15 protein-coding genes and 2 pseudogenes are annotated in these 15323 nt (G+C 36.5%); 5 read left to right on the top strand and 12 right to left on the bottom strand.

Annotated features, from left to right (window positions below; genetic code table 11):
- Positions 1-362 precede the first annotated feature (362 nt).
- Complete coding sequence (locus tag Q5W13_RS03770) at positions 363-851, bottom strand: BamP family beta-assembly machinery protein (protein WP_304445413.1); 489 nt, start codon at positions 849-851, stop codon at positions 363-365.
- Positions 829-1173: a hypothetical protein gene (locus Q5W13_RS03765; protein ID WP_304445412.1), complete on the bottom strand. Its 345-nt coding sequence runs from the start codon at positions 1171-1173 to the stop codon at positions 829-831. The genes Q5W13_RS03770 and Q5W13_RS03765 overlap by 23 nt, the downstream gene beginning before the upstream one ends.
- Before the next feature lie 217 nt (positions 1174-1390).
- Between Q5W13_RS03765 and Q5W13_RS03760 the strand changes: the two genes are divergently transcribed.
- The 5 genes and pseudogenes from Q5W13_RS03760 to Q5W13_RS03740 all read left to right on the top strand — a co-directional run bounded on the left by Q5W13_RS03760 (position 1391) and on the right by Q5W13_RS03740 (position 7365).
- Positions 1391-1699, top strand: coding sequence for a DUF6660 family protein (locus tag Q5W13_RS03760; protein WP_304445411.1), 309 nt, complete (start codon positions 1391-1393; stop codon positions 1697-1699).
- A gap of 125 nt (positions 1700-1824) precedes the next feature.
- Positions 1825-1992, top strand: coding sequence for a hypothetical protein (locus tag Q5W13_RS03755; RefSeq protein WP_155597636.1), 168 nt, complete (start codon positions 1825-1827; stop codon positions 1990-1992).
- Between the two features lie 324 nt (positions 1993-2316).
- A pseudogene (locus tag Q5W13_RS03750) lies at positions 2317-4316 on the top strand (heavy metal translocating P-type ATPase).
- A 134-nt stretch (positions 4317-4450) separates the two neighbouring features.
- Positions 4451-6832, top strand: a complete 2382-nt coding sequence (locus Q5W13_RS03745; protein ID WP_304445410.1) for a TonB-dependent receptor — start codon at positions 4451-4453, stop codon at positions 6830-6832.
- Between the two features lie 23 nt (positions 6833-6855).
- On the top strand, positions 6856-7365 hold the full coding sequence (locus Q5W13_RS03740) for a hypothetical protein (RefSeq protein WP_304445409.1): 510 nt from the start codon (positions 6856-6858) through the stop codon (positions 7363-7365).
- On the opposite strand, the gene Q5W13_RS24590 is transcribed toward Q5W13_RS03740, so the two are convergent.
- The 10 genes and pseudogenes from Q5W13_RS24590 to Q5W13_RS03695 form a co-directional block, all read right to left on the bottom strand.
- Positions 7366-7590: a response regulator transcription factor gene (locus tag Q5W13_RS24590; RefSeq protein WP_368662423.1), complete on the bottom strand. Its 225-nt coding sequence runs from the start codon at positions 7588-7590 to the stop codon at positions 7366-7368.
- A gap of 20 nt (positions 7591-7610) precedes the next feature.
- On the bottom strand, positions 7611-8009 hold the full coding sequence (locus Q5W13_RS24585; protein WP_368662422.1) for a response regulator: 399 nt from the start codon (positions 8007-8009) through the stop codon (positions 7611-7613).
- Positions 7999-9918 carry a tetratricopeptide repeat-containing sensor histidine kinase gene (locus tag Q5W13_RS03730; RefSeq protein ID WP_304445408.1) on the bottom strand — a complete coding sequence of 640 codons (1920 nt, stop codon included), beginning with the start codon at positions 9916-9918 and terminating at the stop codon, positions 7999-8001. Before Q5W13_RS03730 ends, Q5W13_RS24585 begins: the two co-directional genes overlap by 11 nt.
- Positions 9919-9997: 79 nt before the next feature.
- The gene (locus tag Q5W13_RS03725) at positions 9998-10492 is read right to left on the bottom strand and encodes a hypothetical protein (protein ID WP_304445407.1); all 495 of its coding nucleotides are present in this window, start codon (positions 10490-10492) and stop codon (positions 9998-10000) included.
- A 101-nt stretch (positions 10493-10593) separates the two neighbouring features.
- Positions 10594-11574: a YpdA family putative bacillithiol disulfide reductase gene (locus Q5W13_RS03720; protein WP_304445406.1), complete on the bottom strand. Its 981-nt coding sequence runs from the start codon at positions 11572-11574 to the stop codon at positions 10594-10596.
- Entirely contained in the window at positions 11553-12233 is a 681-nt protein-coding gene (gene rpe / locus Q5W13_RS03715) for a ribulose-phosphate 3-epimerase (RefSeq protein WP_155597627.1), read from the bottom strand. Before rpe ends, Q5W13_RS03720 begins: the two co-directional genes overlap by 22 nt.
- A 99-nt stretch (positions 12234-12332) precedes the next feature.
- Complete coding sequence (locus Q5W13_RS03710; protein ID WP_304445405.1) at positions 12333-13352, bottom strand: adenosine deaminase; 1020 nt, start codon at positions 13350-13352, stop codon at positions 12333-12335.
- 132 nt (positions 13353-13484) lie between these two features.
- Entirely contained in the window at positions 13485-13937 is a 453-nt protein-coding gene (locus Q5W13_RS03705; protein ID WP_304445404.1) for a tRNA (cytidine(34)-2'-O)-methyltransferase, read from the bottom strand.
- An 8-nt stretch (positions 13938-13945) separates the two neighbouring features.
- The gene (locus Q5W13_RS03700) at positions 13946-14185 is read right to left on the bottom strand and encodes a VF530 family protein (protein WP_155597624.1); all 240 of its coding nucleotides are present in this window, start codon (positions 14183-14185) and stop codon (positions 13946-13948) included.
- A 235-nt stretch (positions 14186-14420) separates the two neighbouring features.
- A pseudogene (locus tag Q5W13_RS03695) lies at positions 14421-15283 on the bottom strand (sigma-70 family RNA polymerase sigma factor).
- Positions 15284-15323 lie beyond the last annotated feature (40 nt).

Below are 15323 nucleotides of genomic sequence, written 5' to 3'. Positions count from 1 at the left end.
TAGCTGAAATAACATTAGGATATTACACGCCAGATTTGATGTTTTCCTTTGGCCTGTTGAGCCTTCGTTGCCAGTGGTTACTCTATTTCTAAAAAGTCAAAAGATTTGTCTATTTAAAGAAATGCAGTATTAGAAATGTACTGCCGGTACTTGTGTATATGACACCTTGCCAATAAAAAGTTTCGTTCCCCATTTTTTCCGTAGCTTTTTAGCATATTCTTTTTTGAAATAACCGCAGGTAACCTTTCAAAAAATAAAAATGCCTATGAACAAAAGGCTTACTGCTATTATCCAAATATTTTCCATTTGTTAAGTTTTGGGTTAAGTGTTTTTATCTTTTATTCAAATTCTCCAAGTAGCAATTATTCTGTAATCAAATCGGTTCTTTTGAATTCAATGCTTTTCGCCTTTAGATAATCCCGAACCTCTGTTGTGTTCCATGTGTTAGATAATTCAGAAAAATCTTCTTGAGATAGGCAAAACGTAAGAAATCCATCAATGTTTGTTTCAGGAATATCGAAATTTTCTGATAGTGTCTTCTTTGAAAACTTAGTTATGATTTGCTTTTCTATCGCCATTTTTTCATCTCGGGCTACCATGTCTTCTAATGATTTGGTTCTGCCAGAAAATCTATTTAATGTTTTATGTAAATTTATTTTTAAGGCTATAACATAATAAGAGACATACTTTCCGCGATCGGCCTCTATAAGTAGTCGCTCACTATGGGTCATTAGTTCCAAATCAGCATTTGGTAATTTCAAAGAAGATGAAGTAACGGCTGGTTTAATATTTAGTCGGTCAAGATCTTGGTCTATTCTACCTGTAAGATTATAAGGAGTAACGGTAACCATTTAAATTAATAATATTCTCAATAAGGTTTATGGCAACAAAATTTTCATTGAAAATGCTATCTGTAATAACAATTTCCTTTTTAAGATATTGAACTGCCATAATACGGAGTGAATCCCGTAATCTAACCTCAATAGTGAATAGTCCTGAAGAGTCTGTAATTGTAGATTCCTTAGAATTTAAGTTGACAATTAATACATTAGAAACATCATTTTCAGCACTTTTGACTATCCCATTTAATAAGGTTGTGTTTTTCTGACTCATTCCATTATAAGAAATCAATACAGTTGACAGAAGTAGTAATAGTCTTGAATGTTGCTGCAATCTTTATATTTTTGAATTAAGCTGAACTGTTTTTGTCGTCTTAAGGAAACTGATATTCTTTTGGATGTAGATTTGCTGTTAACTCAATTGCTTAATAACTAAATATACAAAAAGTAGCTAAAGTATTACAAGTCGTCTTTAGGCTATATTAGATATGGCTTCTTGCTTTATATCCAATAAATGTATTGCCCAATCAAAATCTTTATACCTTTGCAGCGTGAAATTATTGACTCTCATATTATCCGTTTACTTTTTGGCACTCAATGTGGTGCCTTGTAGTGATGCAGATATTGTGACTGATAATCAGGTTATGGTAACTGCAGATAATGGTGTGGATCACGGACATGCATCTAATGATATGTGTTCTCCGTTCTGCATGTGTCACTGCTGTCACACGCATACGGTCAATTTTAATATGGTTACGTTTGAGCTTTTTCAACCGTTAATTTCACAAGAAGAATTAGCCCACTTTGAGAGTTCGGGCAAAGACGTTTTTCTAGACCTTTTACAACCTCCCAGGGTATAATTCAGTTTTTTAGGGGATACTTATATCCCGTTGTAATGAATTTGTTTCAGATTTCATTACCCTAATTTTTGTCGTTTTTGCTTCTAGGCAGGAAACGTATTTTTAACTGAATTATAACATTCCATATGATTAATAGAATCATTGATTTTTCCATCAATAACAAATTTATTGTTGGTCTGCTCACGCTTGCACTAGTTGGTACAGGTATTTGGAGCATGACCCAGGTATCTCTTAAAAGGGTAAAAAGTGTGGTGCCTCATTACAACAATTACATAGTAGAGCAGTGGGTGTAGAAAAAGAAGGAGACGCATTTAGTTTTGTTCCGTATATGAAGTAACTTTAGGTACTGAAGATGATGAGTGGGTCGCTGTAAATTTTTTGACGGAAATTGACTCTCAATCTAAGTTTACTTTCAATAATGCCTACTATTTAATGGCGGAAATGAAAAAGGGAGAAGCGGAACATAGTCCTTAAACCAATTGTACTGCTAGGGCAACTTGTTTCGCTTAATAATTTTCGCATACGAGGTCTTTACTTTATTTGGAATAAATTTTATTACGGGTGGCTCTAGCAATACGTTTGCAAGAAGTTATTTAAGAACTTACAATTTTATAAAAATGATAAAAAAGAAGAAGGTCAATCTTCGGGATATAGATAATCACCAACATTCTGGTGAAGTTTCGGATGACGATTGTGGTAGCTGTTGTGGCAATCATGAAAGTGAAAAACCCAGTAAGGTTTTTGGTCCGTATCTTCCGGCTATTATTAGCTTTGTACTGTTACTGGGAGGTATTGCTCTAGATGTTTTTAATGTGCCTTTTTTTACGGATTGGGTACGTGTAGTTTGGTACGGTATTGCCTATATACCTGTAGGCTTTCCGGTAATGAAACAGGGCTGGAAGAGCATTGTGAACGGAGATTTTTTTACTGAGTTTCTATTAATGTCCATTGCCACTATTGGTGCATTTGCTATAGGGGAATATCCAGAAGGTGTGGCCGTAATGTTATTTTATGCGGTGGGAGAACTGTTTCAGCATTCTGCCGTGACAAAGGCCAAAGGAAATATAAAAGCGTTATTGGATGTAAGGCCTAAATCGGCTACGGTGCTTCGTAACGGAGATATGTTTTCTGTAGCTCCTGAAGCCGTAAAAATTGGTGAACGTATTCAAGTTCGTGTGGGTGAGAAAATTCCGCTTGACGGGAAATTATTATCGGCGAAAGCCAGTTTAAATACGGCGGCTATTTCCGGGGAAAGTAAACCATCTACTATTGCTCAAGGTGAGAAAGTATTTGCCGGGAGTATTAATTTAGATGGGGTTATTGAAGTGGAGGTTACCAAAGAATTTAAAGACAGCTCCATTGCCCGTATTTTGGATATGGTACAGAACGCCACGGCCCGCAAGTCAAAAACAGAATTGTTCATTCGTAAGTTTGCTAGAATTTATACACCAATTGTGGTGTTACTACTATTGGCCTAACCTTGTTGCCTTACTTTTTTGTTGAGGAATATATTTTTAGGGATTGGCTTTACCGCGCGTTAATTTTCTTGGTTATTTCTTGTCCGTGTGCTTTGGTTATTTCAATTCCTTTAGGGTATTTTGGAGGCCTAGGTGCAGCTTCCCGAAATGGTATTCTGTTTAAAGGTGCCTCCTTTCTAGATACCATTACCAAGATTAACACCTTGGCAATGGATAAAACAGGTACTATAACCAAGGGTGTGTTTAAAATAAAGGAAATTATTTTACATGCTGATAATGACGAATCTGGTGAGTCCTTAGGCGAGAAGGATTTTATGGACTACCTCATGGCCATTGAAGCACAATCTACCCATCCCATAGCAAAGGCCATTCTGGAGTATAAAGAAGAAGGGGCTAGTAGTAAGGCCAAAGATGTTTTTGAGATTGCAGGAAAGGGGTTGGCAGGTACTGTAGCAGGTAAATCCGTTTTAGTAGGAAATAAAGCGCTAATGGTTGCTAATGGAATAACGGTTCCTAAAGAAATGGAGGCTGTTGTAGAAAGTATAGTAATGGTAGCTGTTGATAGAAGGTTCTCGGGTTACGTTATTATTTCCGATGAACTTAAGGATGGTGCTGAGGCCGCTATTGAGAAGATACGGAAAACTGGGGTGTCTAAAATTGTGATGTTGTCCGGAGATAAGGATGCCATTACACAGAAGGTGGCTAAAGAACTTCATGTAGATTGGGCCAAGGGTGGACTTCTGCCTGAGGATAAACTTAACGAGGTGGAAAAATTAAAGGATATCTCTGGGGCAAAAGTAGCCTTTATTGGTGATGGTATAAATGATGCCCCGGTATTGGCGGCTAGCGATGTTGGTATTGCTATGGGCGGTTTAGGAAGCGACGTGGCTATTGAGACAGCAGATGTTATTATTCAGACCGATCAACCTGAAAAAGTTGCGCAGGCCATATAAATAGGGAAGTCTACTAGAAAAATAGTCTGGCAGAATATTGCTCTTGCCTTTGGGGTCAAAGCTTTGGTTATGATTCTTGGAGCTGGGGGAATGGCTACTATGTGGGAAGCCGTTTTTGCCGATGTAGGCGTAGCGCTTTTAGCTATTTTGAACGCCGTGCGTTTACAGAACATGAAATGGGATTAAACGTATAGCGTAAATTATTCTAATTCAGCGTATTTATCAGGCTGACTCAACATTGTTAAAATTGTTAAATAGCTCTTTTTGAGTTTCGTTGGACGGTTTTTTTATGCATTTTTATATTCCAAACAACTCATACCATGCAATTAAAATTTACCTCCACTTTTTTTACGCTGTTTTTGGCGTTATTTATTACGAATATAAGCCTTGCCCAGAATGGTGAGATTGAAATTGTAGGAACCGTAGTTGAGCAATCTAGCGGACAGCCAGTTGCTTTCGCAACAGTTTTGGTAGGAGACAAAACCACACAAAAAGGAATTACAGGTACCACTACTTTAGATGATGGTTCGTTCAGCCTAAAAACAGATGCTCAGAACTATTTTATTGAAATTAGTTTTATCGGCTTTGAGAAAAAAAGATTCGATAATCTCGTGCCCGCAAACGGAGTTATTGATATGGGGCAAGTGAAACTGAATCAAGATGCTCAACAGCTTTCAGAAGTTGTAGTAGCAGGGGAGGTATCTAGAACACAGTTTAAGTTAGATAAAAGGGTATTTAACGTAGGTAAGGATATTAGCAGCACTGGAGCAAGTGCCTTAGAGGTTTTAAACAATGTGCCTTCTGTGAATGTAAATATTGAAGGGCAAATAAGCTTACGCGGAAGCCAAGGGGTACAAGTCTTAATTAATGGCAAACCTTCAATTCTTACTGGAGATGGTGGAAATGCATTGGGAACTATTACTTCTGATATGATTGAAAGGGTGGAGGTTATTACTAATCCTTCGGCTAAGTATGACGCTGAGGGTACTTCGGGAATAATCAACATTGTCATAAAAAAAGAAGAGCGGGAAGGCTTTAATGGTTCTATTAGTTTAAATACAGGTTCACCGGACAATCATAGTTTTGGGTTAAGTTTAAATCGCCGTACGGAACGCTTCAACCTTTTTAGTCAATTAGGAGCAGGGTATAGGGAACTGCCAAATGATACGGAAAACATTAACCGAAATCTTACCGATGGCACTTCAATTGCTTCAATAGGTGAGGAGTTTAGAAATGAGGAGTTTTATAATATTATTTTAGGAACGGATTATTACATTAATGAAAACAATGTATTGACCCTTTCGGGGAATTTCGCCTATGAAATTGAAGATCAACCTTCCAATACAAAATACAAATCTCTAGATGCGGATAATCAGTTAATTTCAGAATGGGAGCGTACTGAAACTACAGAAGCTACTAATCCAAAATACCAGTATGAGCTTCAATATAAAAGCGATTTTAAAGATCACGAAGACCATGATCTTTTGTTCAGTGCTTTGGGAAATTTTTTCGGTAAAGATCAATCGTCAGATTTTGAAGATGTAACCATATCAGGAGAGGATAATGATGCCACACAACGAACCCGTACCGAATTTCAGGAAGCGGAATATACTTTTAAACTAGATTATACACGGCCATTTAATGAAGAATGGACAATGGAAGCAGGCGGTCAATATATTTTAAACGATGTTAGCAATGATTATGAGGTTGACGATTTAGAAAATGGGGTTTATGTTTCAAACCCAAATTTGACCAATGTTTTTGAATATGATCAAAAGGTTTTTGCTGTTTATGGTACAGGTGCATATGAAATTGGAAAATGGGGTATGAAAGCAGGAGTCCGTATGGAACAAACAAACCTCAATACATTATTGCAAAATACCAACCAGAAGAATGAACAGAAGTATACCAACCTTTTTCCTAGTGCGCATACGTCCTATAAATTCAGTGATAAGGTTTCTATGCAAGCTGGATACTCGCGCAGAGTGTATAGGCCAGATTTGTGGGATTTGAATCCTTTTTTCAATATTAGAAATAACTTTAATATCCGTCAAGGTAATCCGGAATTACAACCAGAGTATACAGATTCTTATGAGATTACAAGTATTTATGTTTTAGGAAAAGCATCGCTTAATTTTAGTGTGTATCACCGCTACACCACAGATGTTATTGAATCTATATTTAGCTATGAGGATGAAGTTACCATAAGTAAACCTGAGAACATTGGTACCAATAAAGCTACAGGTGTTGAGTTTAATGGGAAGTATAGTCCTGCCCAGTGGTTTACGGTAACTACAGATGTAAATTATAACAAGTTTGATAGAGAGGGAAGTTTAGATACTCAGGTATTCGATTTTAATGCAGATAGATGGTCTATGAAGTTAATGACCAAACTTAAATTGCCTGCAGATATTGATTTTGAAGCTACAGGGAATTATCAAAGTAGTTATGAGACGGTTCAAGGAAACACAAGCGATAACCTCTTTTTGGATATGGGTGCCCGTAAGAAGATATTGAAAGGTAAAGGCGTGGTAAACTTTAGTGTAAGAGATGTTTTTGCTTCACGAGTAAACGAAACGGAAACAACGCAAGAAACTTTTTCAACTTATTCCCGAAGACAACGTGGTAGGTTTATTACTTTTGGCTTTAGTTATGGTTTCGGTAAAGGCGAGGCTATGGAATATTCTGGAAGAAGAAGATAAACCAATCAATTAACATAAAAGTAATGGGGAGAAAAACAGAAGAAAAAATGCGTACCTACCATAGGTATTTAGGCTTTTTCTTGGCAGGTATAATGGCCATGTACGCAATAAGCGGTATTATTCTAATTTTTAGAGATACCGATTTTCTGAAGAATGAAGTAGCTGTTGAGAAAACATTAAAACCCAATATAAAGGCAGATGATGTAGGGAAGGCTCTTAAAATAAAACATTTTAAGTTAGAGAAAGAAGAGGGAGGTATTATTCATTTTGAAGGAGGTTCTTATGATAGTAAAACTGGTGTTGCATCATTTACTAAGAAAGAACTGCCTTTTGTTTTAGGTAAAATGGCCAAAATACATAAGGCGACTTCTAGTCAGCCTTTGTTTTTTCTAAATATTTTCTTTGGAGCGTCACTATTATTCTTTGTAATCTCTGCATTTTGGATGTTTAGGCCTAGTGCTCCAATATTTAAGAAAGGTCTTTATTTTGCTTTAGGTGGTCTTGTACTTACGCTTATTTTACTCTTTGTTTAGTTAAGAGTCTAGAAGTCCAATTTTAATGGCATGTTTGGTGAGTCCGGCTAAATTTTTCACTTGTAATTTTGAGATGAGATTTTTGCGGTAACTTTCTATAGTGTGCTTACTTAGAAAGAGTTCATCTGCAATTTCTTGCGTAGTGTATTCATCTGCAATAAGCTTTAGTACTTGTTTTTCGCGGTCTGTAAGATGTATCTCTTCTTGCTTTTTGTTATCGAACATAGCATCCGTGTAAGCACGTTTTATTTCCTGGAAAAATATTTTTCTCCTTTCACTATGGTTCGCATAGCTGTTAGAAGTTCATCTTTTTCGGCATTTTTGGGTACGTAACCATCTACGTTGTTTTGAATGAGTTTTTCAATCATACCACCATCTATATGCATGCTCACGACCAAAGTTTTTAAAGTAGGGTACTTTTCTTTAATGATACGGTTCAGTTCTATACCGTCCATTTCGGGCATGCTGAGGTCGGTAATTAACAAGTGAAGGTCCTTTGTACCATTAATGTCTAGGTATTTGATGACTTGCGCTCCATTTTTTGCTGTAGTTGTAACCGAAAATTCAGGTGCATCACTCAAGATGCTCAATAGGCCGTCTATGAACATTTTATGGTCATCTGCAATGATGAGGTTATATTTCATGGGATGTTGTTGTTATGGGGATTTCTATGGAAATTACGCATCCCCTATTCTTAGAAGAGTCTATGTGGAATTTACCGTTCAATTCTTTAATTCTACTACGGATATTTTCAAAACCGATGCCTTCTTTTATTTTAGAAACATCAAACCCTTGTCCGTTGTCTTCAAAAAGAAGAGATAGTTCTTTATTAAGCAAGCTAAGGTGTATGTCTACATTACTTGCCTCTGCATGTTTAAGTGTGTTGGTCATCAACTCTTGAATCACCTTAAAAAGCTCCATTTGGACTTTTTCATCCAACGCATTTATATCCATTTCCGGATGCGGATGAAAACTAATTTTTATTTTTCCGCTGCTTGAAATCGATGCTATGTATTCTCGAATTAAATCAGAAAAAGCATGTTGCTTAAATTTCTTTGGAATAAGCGTGTGAGATATATCTCTTACCAATTGGTAAGTTTCATCTAACTGACTATTAATAGCTTTCCATTTGTCAGAATCACCAGTCATAGTAGATACTTGTAGTTTTATTCCTGCTAGGTTTCCACCAATGCTATCATGTAATTCTTGGGCAATTCTTTTCCGTTCTTCGTCTTGCCCTTCAATAGAGGCTTTAATGAGGTTTAGCTCTTGTTCCTGTTTTAGAGCTGTAACTTTTTGTGTGTTTATTTCTTCTTGCTTTTTGGTCAGTTCACTTTGCGTCTGTATTTTTTGATAATAGAGGTAGAGTAGTGCAATTACGGGAATCAATATAATGAAGAAGCCAATGAGAAAAGCGTTTTTGATGGTCTTCTGTCTTTCAAGTTCGGCAGCTTTTATTATTTGGTCTTCCTCTAGACTAGAAATTGCTTTCTCTTTTTGGAGGGTTTCATATTGTATTTCAAGTTCTTTTATAATCTCCCGCTGTTGTTTGGTATTAATTTGATTATTTACACCAAAAAGTTGGGTCATTATGGCATACGCGTTTTTATAGTCTTCTAGTTTGGAAAAACTTCTGGCTTGTACAATTAAAGCCTCTCTTTGAAACTGTAAATTTTCACGATTTATAGCGTTAATGTAGGCAACGCTTAGGGCTATATTGGCTGTTTCATACATTCCTTCCTTATAATACAATCTGCCTAATAGTAGGGACCCTTCAAAATAAATGGCAATAAAACCGTTTGAAAGCGCTTCATTTCTAACAGATTCATAACCTTGAAATGCTTTCTCATAGTCCGCTTGTGCTTCTGCAAGTTTGGCTATTTCTAATTTTACAGTCAGTTCTTTTTCTAAATTTTTAAAATCTGTGGCCATACGTAACCCCTCATCAAATTCTTTTTTGGCGAGTACGTATGCTTGTTTACTTAGTTGGGCGTTGCCCAATAAAATGCGAGCCTGTATGGTTTGGTCAGGAAACTCAGCGCCAAAATTAGTTATTGCTTTGGTGAGCATAGCAATGGCTTTATCTGATTCTGATTTTAAAATATAATTGTGTGCAAGGCCTATTTTATTCTTGAATTGATATTCGTTTGAATTTGCAGCTTCTGCCTCTTGCAAACCTTTAATATGCCATTCTACAGATTTATCTAAAAGGCCATTAAAATGACTTCCTATACCCAAAAAGTAATGAGCTTTGGCATAATGCAGATTTTTTGAGATATCCGGTTTTTCCCAGTTACCCAGTTCTTTTACATAAAGGTTGCCATAATGTAAAATGGAATCCGTATTTCCCTTTTTGATGTGTTCTTCTACCAATTGTTCAAAAATTGAAAACCGTTGACTTCCAAAGTCCGCAGTCTTTAATGCTTCGTAGTATGGCAATAAGGAGTCTTCCCTTGTATTTGGAATCGTAGAAAATGTAATCCGCTGTGGAGGGTCTTCATTTGCCGAATCCTTGCTAGCTTCTTGGGCATGAAGATTAGAAAAGCAAAGCAAAATTGCTAAGCTAAAAAGCTGGAATGAATCCAGAATAGGAGTGATATGGAATTTATGTTTTGTTTTCAGTGGTATGGTTTTATCCTGGTAAGTAGATTCGTTTTAAATCGTTTCCTTCCAATTCAACAACTTTTTGCTCTATATATTTTATAAGCTTGGGACAATCCGTCTGGTAATCATCGCAAATTACGGTTTTTGATTTTTCATTAGTAGTCAGTGTCACGATAAGTTGGCTGGTACATGATTTTTCTGAGCCGTAATGTGTCTCAAGATTCCAAAAACCATTGGCTTCTATTTTCTTGAAAAAACCTAAGGTCTGTAAACTGTCTAGAAATGACTGGCTATTTTCGTTGTAAGTAGTGGTTTCAAAATTAGAAGATATGCCGGGTATGTGCGAGATTTTATTCTTGGTAATTTTAAATGAATCAAAATGAAAAGCACCCCTTTGCACCAATAACGAATATCGATTGGTTTCTACGGATTGAGATTGGTTTTTGTCTCGTCTTGGTTTGTTGTTGGAATAAATGGCGAGAGCCAGACAGACAAGAAGTAGTTTTGGATAAATATATTTCATTGTTCAGGTTCTTTGTTGATACAAATGTCATGTTTTGTACCTCTGTAAAATATACCTAGAACAGTGAAAAGATACCCCCTGAAAAAGGGGGTATGTGAATTTTAAACTTTACTAATTTCTTTTTCTTCAAGAATAGAAGAGATGATTATTTTAGCGTGTATTCTGGAGTTTTCTATGAACCACTTATGAGTTTCCATTCCGCCACAGATAACGCCTGCCAAGTAAATACCCGCTACATTAGTTTCCATAGTTTCAGGATTGTATTGGGGTAATTTTTTTTCATCATCTGATAGTTTCACACCCATATTCGTTAAGAATTCAAAATTGGGCATATAACCGGTTAAAGCTAGAACAAAGTCATTTTCTAAAGTAACAGTACCTTCGGGCGTATCAATTATAATTCCGCTTTGGCGTACTTCTTTCAATTTTGAATTATAATATACCTTAATACTCCCTTCTTCAATACGGTTTATAATATCAGGCCTTACCCAATACTTAACACGTGGGCCTACCTCATGACCTCTTATGATTAAAGTAACTTCCGCACCTTTACGATAACACTCAAGAGCGGCATCAATGGCAGAATTACTGGCACCCACTACGGCTAGTTTTTGATTAGCATAGAAATGTGGGTCGTTGTAGTAATGGGCAATTTTAGGTAAGTCTTCTCCTGGGATATTTAGTTTATTAGGTAAATCATAAAACCCAGTAGATACAATTACCTTATCTGCTGTATAGTTGTTTTTTTCAGAAACGATTGAAAACCCATTCTCAACCTTTTCAACTTTCTTTACTTTTTCAAAAAGCCGAATGTTGAGTTTGTTGGAAGTAACGATTCTTCGGTAATATTCTAAAGCCTCGTTTCGTTTAGGTTTTGCTTCTGTACTTATAAAAGGAATTTCATCTATTTCCAGTTTTTCCGAAGAAGAGAAAAATTGCATGTTCTGCGGATAGTTAAATAATGAGTTTACGATAGGTCCTTTTTCAAGAATCACATAGCTCAGACCCTTTTTCTGGGCTTCAAGTCCACAAGCTATTCCTATGGGACCTCCCCCTATAATTACAACTCGAAAATGCTCCATCTATCGGTAGATTTTTTAAGTTCTTGAATTGTTTTTATTGGGTCTTCGGTCTTAAAAATAAAGCTGCCTGCAACCAAAATATCGGCACCGGCCTTGATTAGGGCTTTGGCATTTTTGGAATTTACCCCACCATCAACCTCTATTAAAGCAGAGGAATCGGAATCTTTTATAAGTTGCTTAAGGTCGTATACTTTATCGTAAGTGTTCTCTATAAAACTTTGACCACCAAAACCAGGATTTACACTCATGATAAGTACAATATCCAAATCCTTAATGATGTTTTTTAGCAAGTTCACATTGGTGTGAGGGTTCAAAGCCACACCAGCTTTCATGCCTTCGGCCTTTATTGCTTGAATAGTTCTATGTAAATGAGGACAAGTTTCGTAATGAACGGTTAAATGTGTAGCACCCAACTCAGCAAAAGTTTTGATATAACGGTCTGGATCTACAATCATTAAATGCACATCTAAAGGCTTTGTAGCATGCTCGGCAATAGTCTTTAGAACTGGCATTCCGTACGATATATTTGGAACAAAAACACCGTCCATTATATCAATATGGTGCCAATCTGCATCACTTTTGTTTACCATTTCTATATCGCGCTGCAAGTTACCAAAGTCGGCTGCCAGAAGAGAAGGTGCAATTTTTGTTTTGCTCATTTTATATCTGTTAAATAGAATTTATACAAAAGTAGTGAATTGTGTTTTTACCGGATACTCTATAACATTGTAAAGAGGGCCGCTGACCAGATTCAAGTATTAGTTGTTCTCAAGAAGCAATTCAATTTCGTTTAAATAGGCTTCTTTTTTCTCGTCAGATAACCAACTCGCTTTAAATCCGTTTTTGGCCAATTCTGCTATCTGTGTTTTAGAAAGGTTCAAGGCTTTGGTTATACCCCAAAAATTTTCATTCATATAACCTCCAAAATAGGCAGGGTCATCAGAGTTGATGGTAACTAATAAATTATGTTCCATCATTTTAAGTAAAGGGTATTCTTTTAAATCTTTAATTACCTTAAGCTCAAGATTTGATAAAGGGCACAAGGTAAGAGGCATCTGCTCTTCTGCTAACCGCTTTATCAACCTAGAATCATCTAAACAACGGTTACCATGATCTATTCGTGTAACCTTGAGTAAATCTAGAGCTTCCCAAATATATTCTGAAGGACCTTCTTCGCCTGCATGGGCAACGGTCAGAAAACCTACTTCTAAGGCTTTCTGGAATACGTTCTTGAATTTTGATGGAGGATTACCTAGTTCAGAAGAATCAAGGCCTACGGCCACAATCTTGTCTTTATAAGGTAAGGCTTGTTCTAATGTTTTAAGAGCTGATGCTTCATCTAAATGTCTTAAAAAACTCATAATGAGTTTAAAACTTATGCCTAGTTGCTTTTCCCCATCTTCTAACGCTCTGTAAATTCCATTCATCACAAATTCAAATGGAACATCGCGATCGGTATGGGTCTGAGGATCAAAGAATATCTCTACATGCTTAACATTTTGCTCATGAACCTTTGTCAAATAAGCCCAAGTGAGGTCGTAAAAATCTGCTTCTTTAATTAGAACGGAAGCTCCAGCATAGTAAATATCTAGAAACTCTTGAAGGTTATTGAAACTGTAGGCTCTTTTTAGTTCGTCAACATCTGCATATGGGATGGTAAGGTTGTTTCGTTTCGCAATCTTAAACATGAGCTCAGGCTCAAAAGTACCTTCAATATGTAAATGGAGCTCGGTTTTGGGTAAATCCTGAATAAAGGCTTGGATTGAAGTGTCTTTCATAAAGCGATTGCATTTTGTTTTGAAAATGAGCGATTTACCACTCAATTTAAGTGTTTTTTTATAAAGGGCTTAGGTTTTAACACTTTTCCAAGTGGTGAATTATGTACCAGTACCCCAGCGAGCAGTCCTTTTTTATTGTATGTGTTTTAGGCCTTCATAAACCGCAATGCCAACGGCGTTAGCCAAGTTTAAACTGCGCACGTGTTCACTATACAATGGAATTTTATATAAGTCATTTTTGTAAGAGGTGAGTAGGGAGGAAGGCAATCCAACCGATTCTTTACCGAAAACAAGAAATTGGCCGTCTTCAAAAGGTATGGACCAATGGTTCTTTGTGCCATGGCTGGAAAAGAATACTAAATTCTTGCTGCCATGTTGCGACAAAAAGTCGTCTAGACTATCATAAATATGCAAATCAAGGTGTTGCCAATAATCAAGACCAGCTCTCTTTACGCGTTTGTCATCCAATTCAAAACCAAATGGCTTTATTAAATGAAGCGTAGAGCCTGACGCAAGTGCCAATCTGCCAATATTTCCGGTGTTGTTGGGTATTTCTGGCTCTACAAGTACAATGTTAAAGGGCATACAATTATCTATTTATGAAAAGATCTTAAATATAGCTGTTCTACTTTGGTTCTTGCCCATGGCGTACGTCTTAAAAATTTAAGCGATGACTTTATCGTAGGATTGCTTTTAAAGCAATTGATGTTTATGCGGTCTGCCAATTCTTCCCAAGTGTATTTTTCCGTTAGTTTTTCTAGAATATCAACCAGTTTAACCCCATGTAGCGGGTTATTAGGTTGACCTTCGGGTATGTCGTTGTCAGATGCCATAAGATGTTTCAGGGTTTAAAACCACGTTTTTTGAAAGTAGATGATTTGTTTAAAAATAGATTCTTTTTGTTGACTTCTAAAATATTTTAAATGAAAAAACTCCGGTAATCAGCCGGAGTTTATTCATCAATCAAAAAACGAACAGTCATGATAAACTGTTGTTGCTTTTAAAATTACAATATATATGCCAAATTTCCAATTTAAGGAATATTTAACGTGTAACTTTTTAGATTTTTTAACCTAAATAGGTTTTAAGAATCTTGCTTCTAGAAGTATGTTTCAATCTTCTAATAGCTTTTTCCTTAATCTGGCGAACTCTCTCTCTAGTAAGTTCAAAAGTTTCACCAATTTCTTCAAGAGTCATTGAATGTTGTCCGGCAAGACCAAAGTATAGACGAATAACATCTGCTTCTCTAGGAGTCAAAGTTTCTAAAGCGCGCTCAATTTCTGTACGTAAAGATTCGTGCAATAATTCTTTATCCGGATTTGGAGACTCACCACTACGAAGTACATCATATAGGTTAGAATCTTCACCAGCGATCAAAGGAGCATCCATAGATACATGACGACCTGAGTTCTTAAGCGATTGCTTTACGTCCTCAACAGTCATATCTAACTCTTTTGCAATTTCTTCAGGAGAAGGCATACGTTCGTGCGCCTGCTCAAGAAAAGCAAAGGTTTTATTTATTTTGTTGATTGAACCAATTTTGTTCAATGGCAAACGTACAATACGAGACTGTTCTGCCAAAGCTTGCAAAATAGATTGACGAATCCACCAAACGGCATAAGAAATAAACTTAAATCCTCTTGTTTCGTCAAAACGTTGTGCGGCCTTAATAAGGCCTAGGTTACCCTCGTTAATTAAATCGGGTAAAGTAAGTCCTGGTTTTGGTACTGCTTGGCAACCGATACAACGAATCGAAGATTGGCCTTTGTGAGTTTTTCAAGAGCGATCTGGTCGCCTGCCTTGATACGTTGTGCCAATTCTACTTCTTCATCTGCTGTAATCAAGTCTACTTTGCCTATTTCTTGCAAGTACTTGTCCAAAGATGCGGTCTCCCTATTGGTGACCTGTTTTGTAATTTTAAGCTGTCTCATGTAAATAAATTAGGTTCAGTTTGCATAGACTGCATATACT

The organism is Zobellia laminariae (genome assembly GCF_030553095.1).
Taxonomy (GTDB): domain Bacteria; phylum Bacteroidota; class Bacteroidia; order Flavobacteriales; family Flavobacteriaceae; genus Zobellia; species Zobellia laminariae.
This window is presented reverse-complemented; position numbering and strand designations above follow the sequence as displayed.

What these genes read in the sequence shown, in the direction of transcription:
- Q5W13_RS03770 (WP_304445413.1), bottom strand. Translation starts at nt 851, where the DNA reads ATGGTTACCGTTACTCCTTATAATCTTACAGGTAGAATAGACCAAGAT.
- Q5W13_RS03755 (WP_155597636.1), top strand. Translation starts at nt 1,825, where the DNA reads ATGATTAATAGAATCATTGATTTTTCCATCAATAACAAATTTATTGTT.
- Q5W13_RS03745 (WP_304445410.1), top strand. Translation starts at nt 4,451, where the DNA reads ATGCAATTAAAATTTACCTCCACTTTTTTTACGCTGTTTTTGGCGTTA.
- Q5W13_RS03740 (WP_304445409.1), top strand. Translation starts at nt 6,856, where the DNA reads ATGGGGAGAAAAACAGAAGAAAAAATGCGTACCTACCATAGGTATTTA.
- Q5W13_RS24590 (WP_368662423.1), bottom strand. Translation starts at nt 7,590, where the DNA reads ATGTTCGATAACAAAAAGCAAGAAGAGATACATCTTACAGACCGCGAA.
- Q5W13_RS24585 (WP_368662422.1), bottom strand. Translation starts at nt 8,009, where the DNA reads ATGAAATATAACCTCATCATTGCAGATGACCATAAAATGTTCATAGAC.
- Q5W13_RS03725 (WP_304445407.1), bottom strand. Translation starts at nt 10,492, where the DNA reads ATGAAATATATTTATCCAAAACTACTTCTTGTCTGTCTGGCTCTCGCC.
- Q5W13_RS03720 (WP_304445406.1), bottom strand. Translation starts at nt 11,574, where the DNA reads ATGGAGCATTTTCGAGTTGTAATTATAGGGGGAGGTCCCATAGGAATA.
- rpe (WP_155597627.1), bottom strand. Translation starts at nt 12,233, where the DNA reads ATGAGCAAAACAAAAATTGCACCTTCTCTTCTGGCAGCCGACTTTGGT.
- Q5W13_RS03710 (WP_304445405.1), bottom strand. Translation starts at nt 13,352, where the DNA reads ATGAAAGACACTTCAATCCAAGCCTTTATTCAGGATTTACCCAAAACC.
- Q5W13_RS03705 (WP_304445404.1), bottom strand. Translation starts at nt 13,937, where the DNA reads ATGCCCTTTAACATTGTACTTGTAGAGCCAGAAATACCCAACAACACC.
- Q5W13_RS03700 (WP_155597624.1), bottom strand. Translation starts at nt 14,185, where the DNA reads ATGGCATCTGACAACGACATACCCGAAGGTCAACCTAATAACCCGCTA.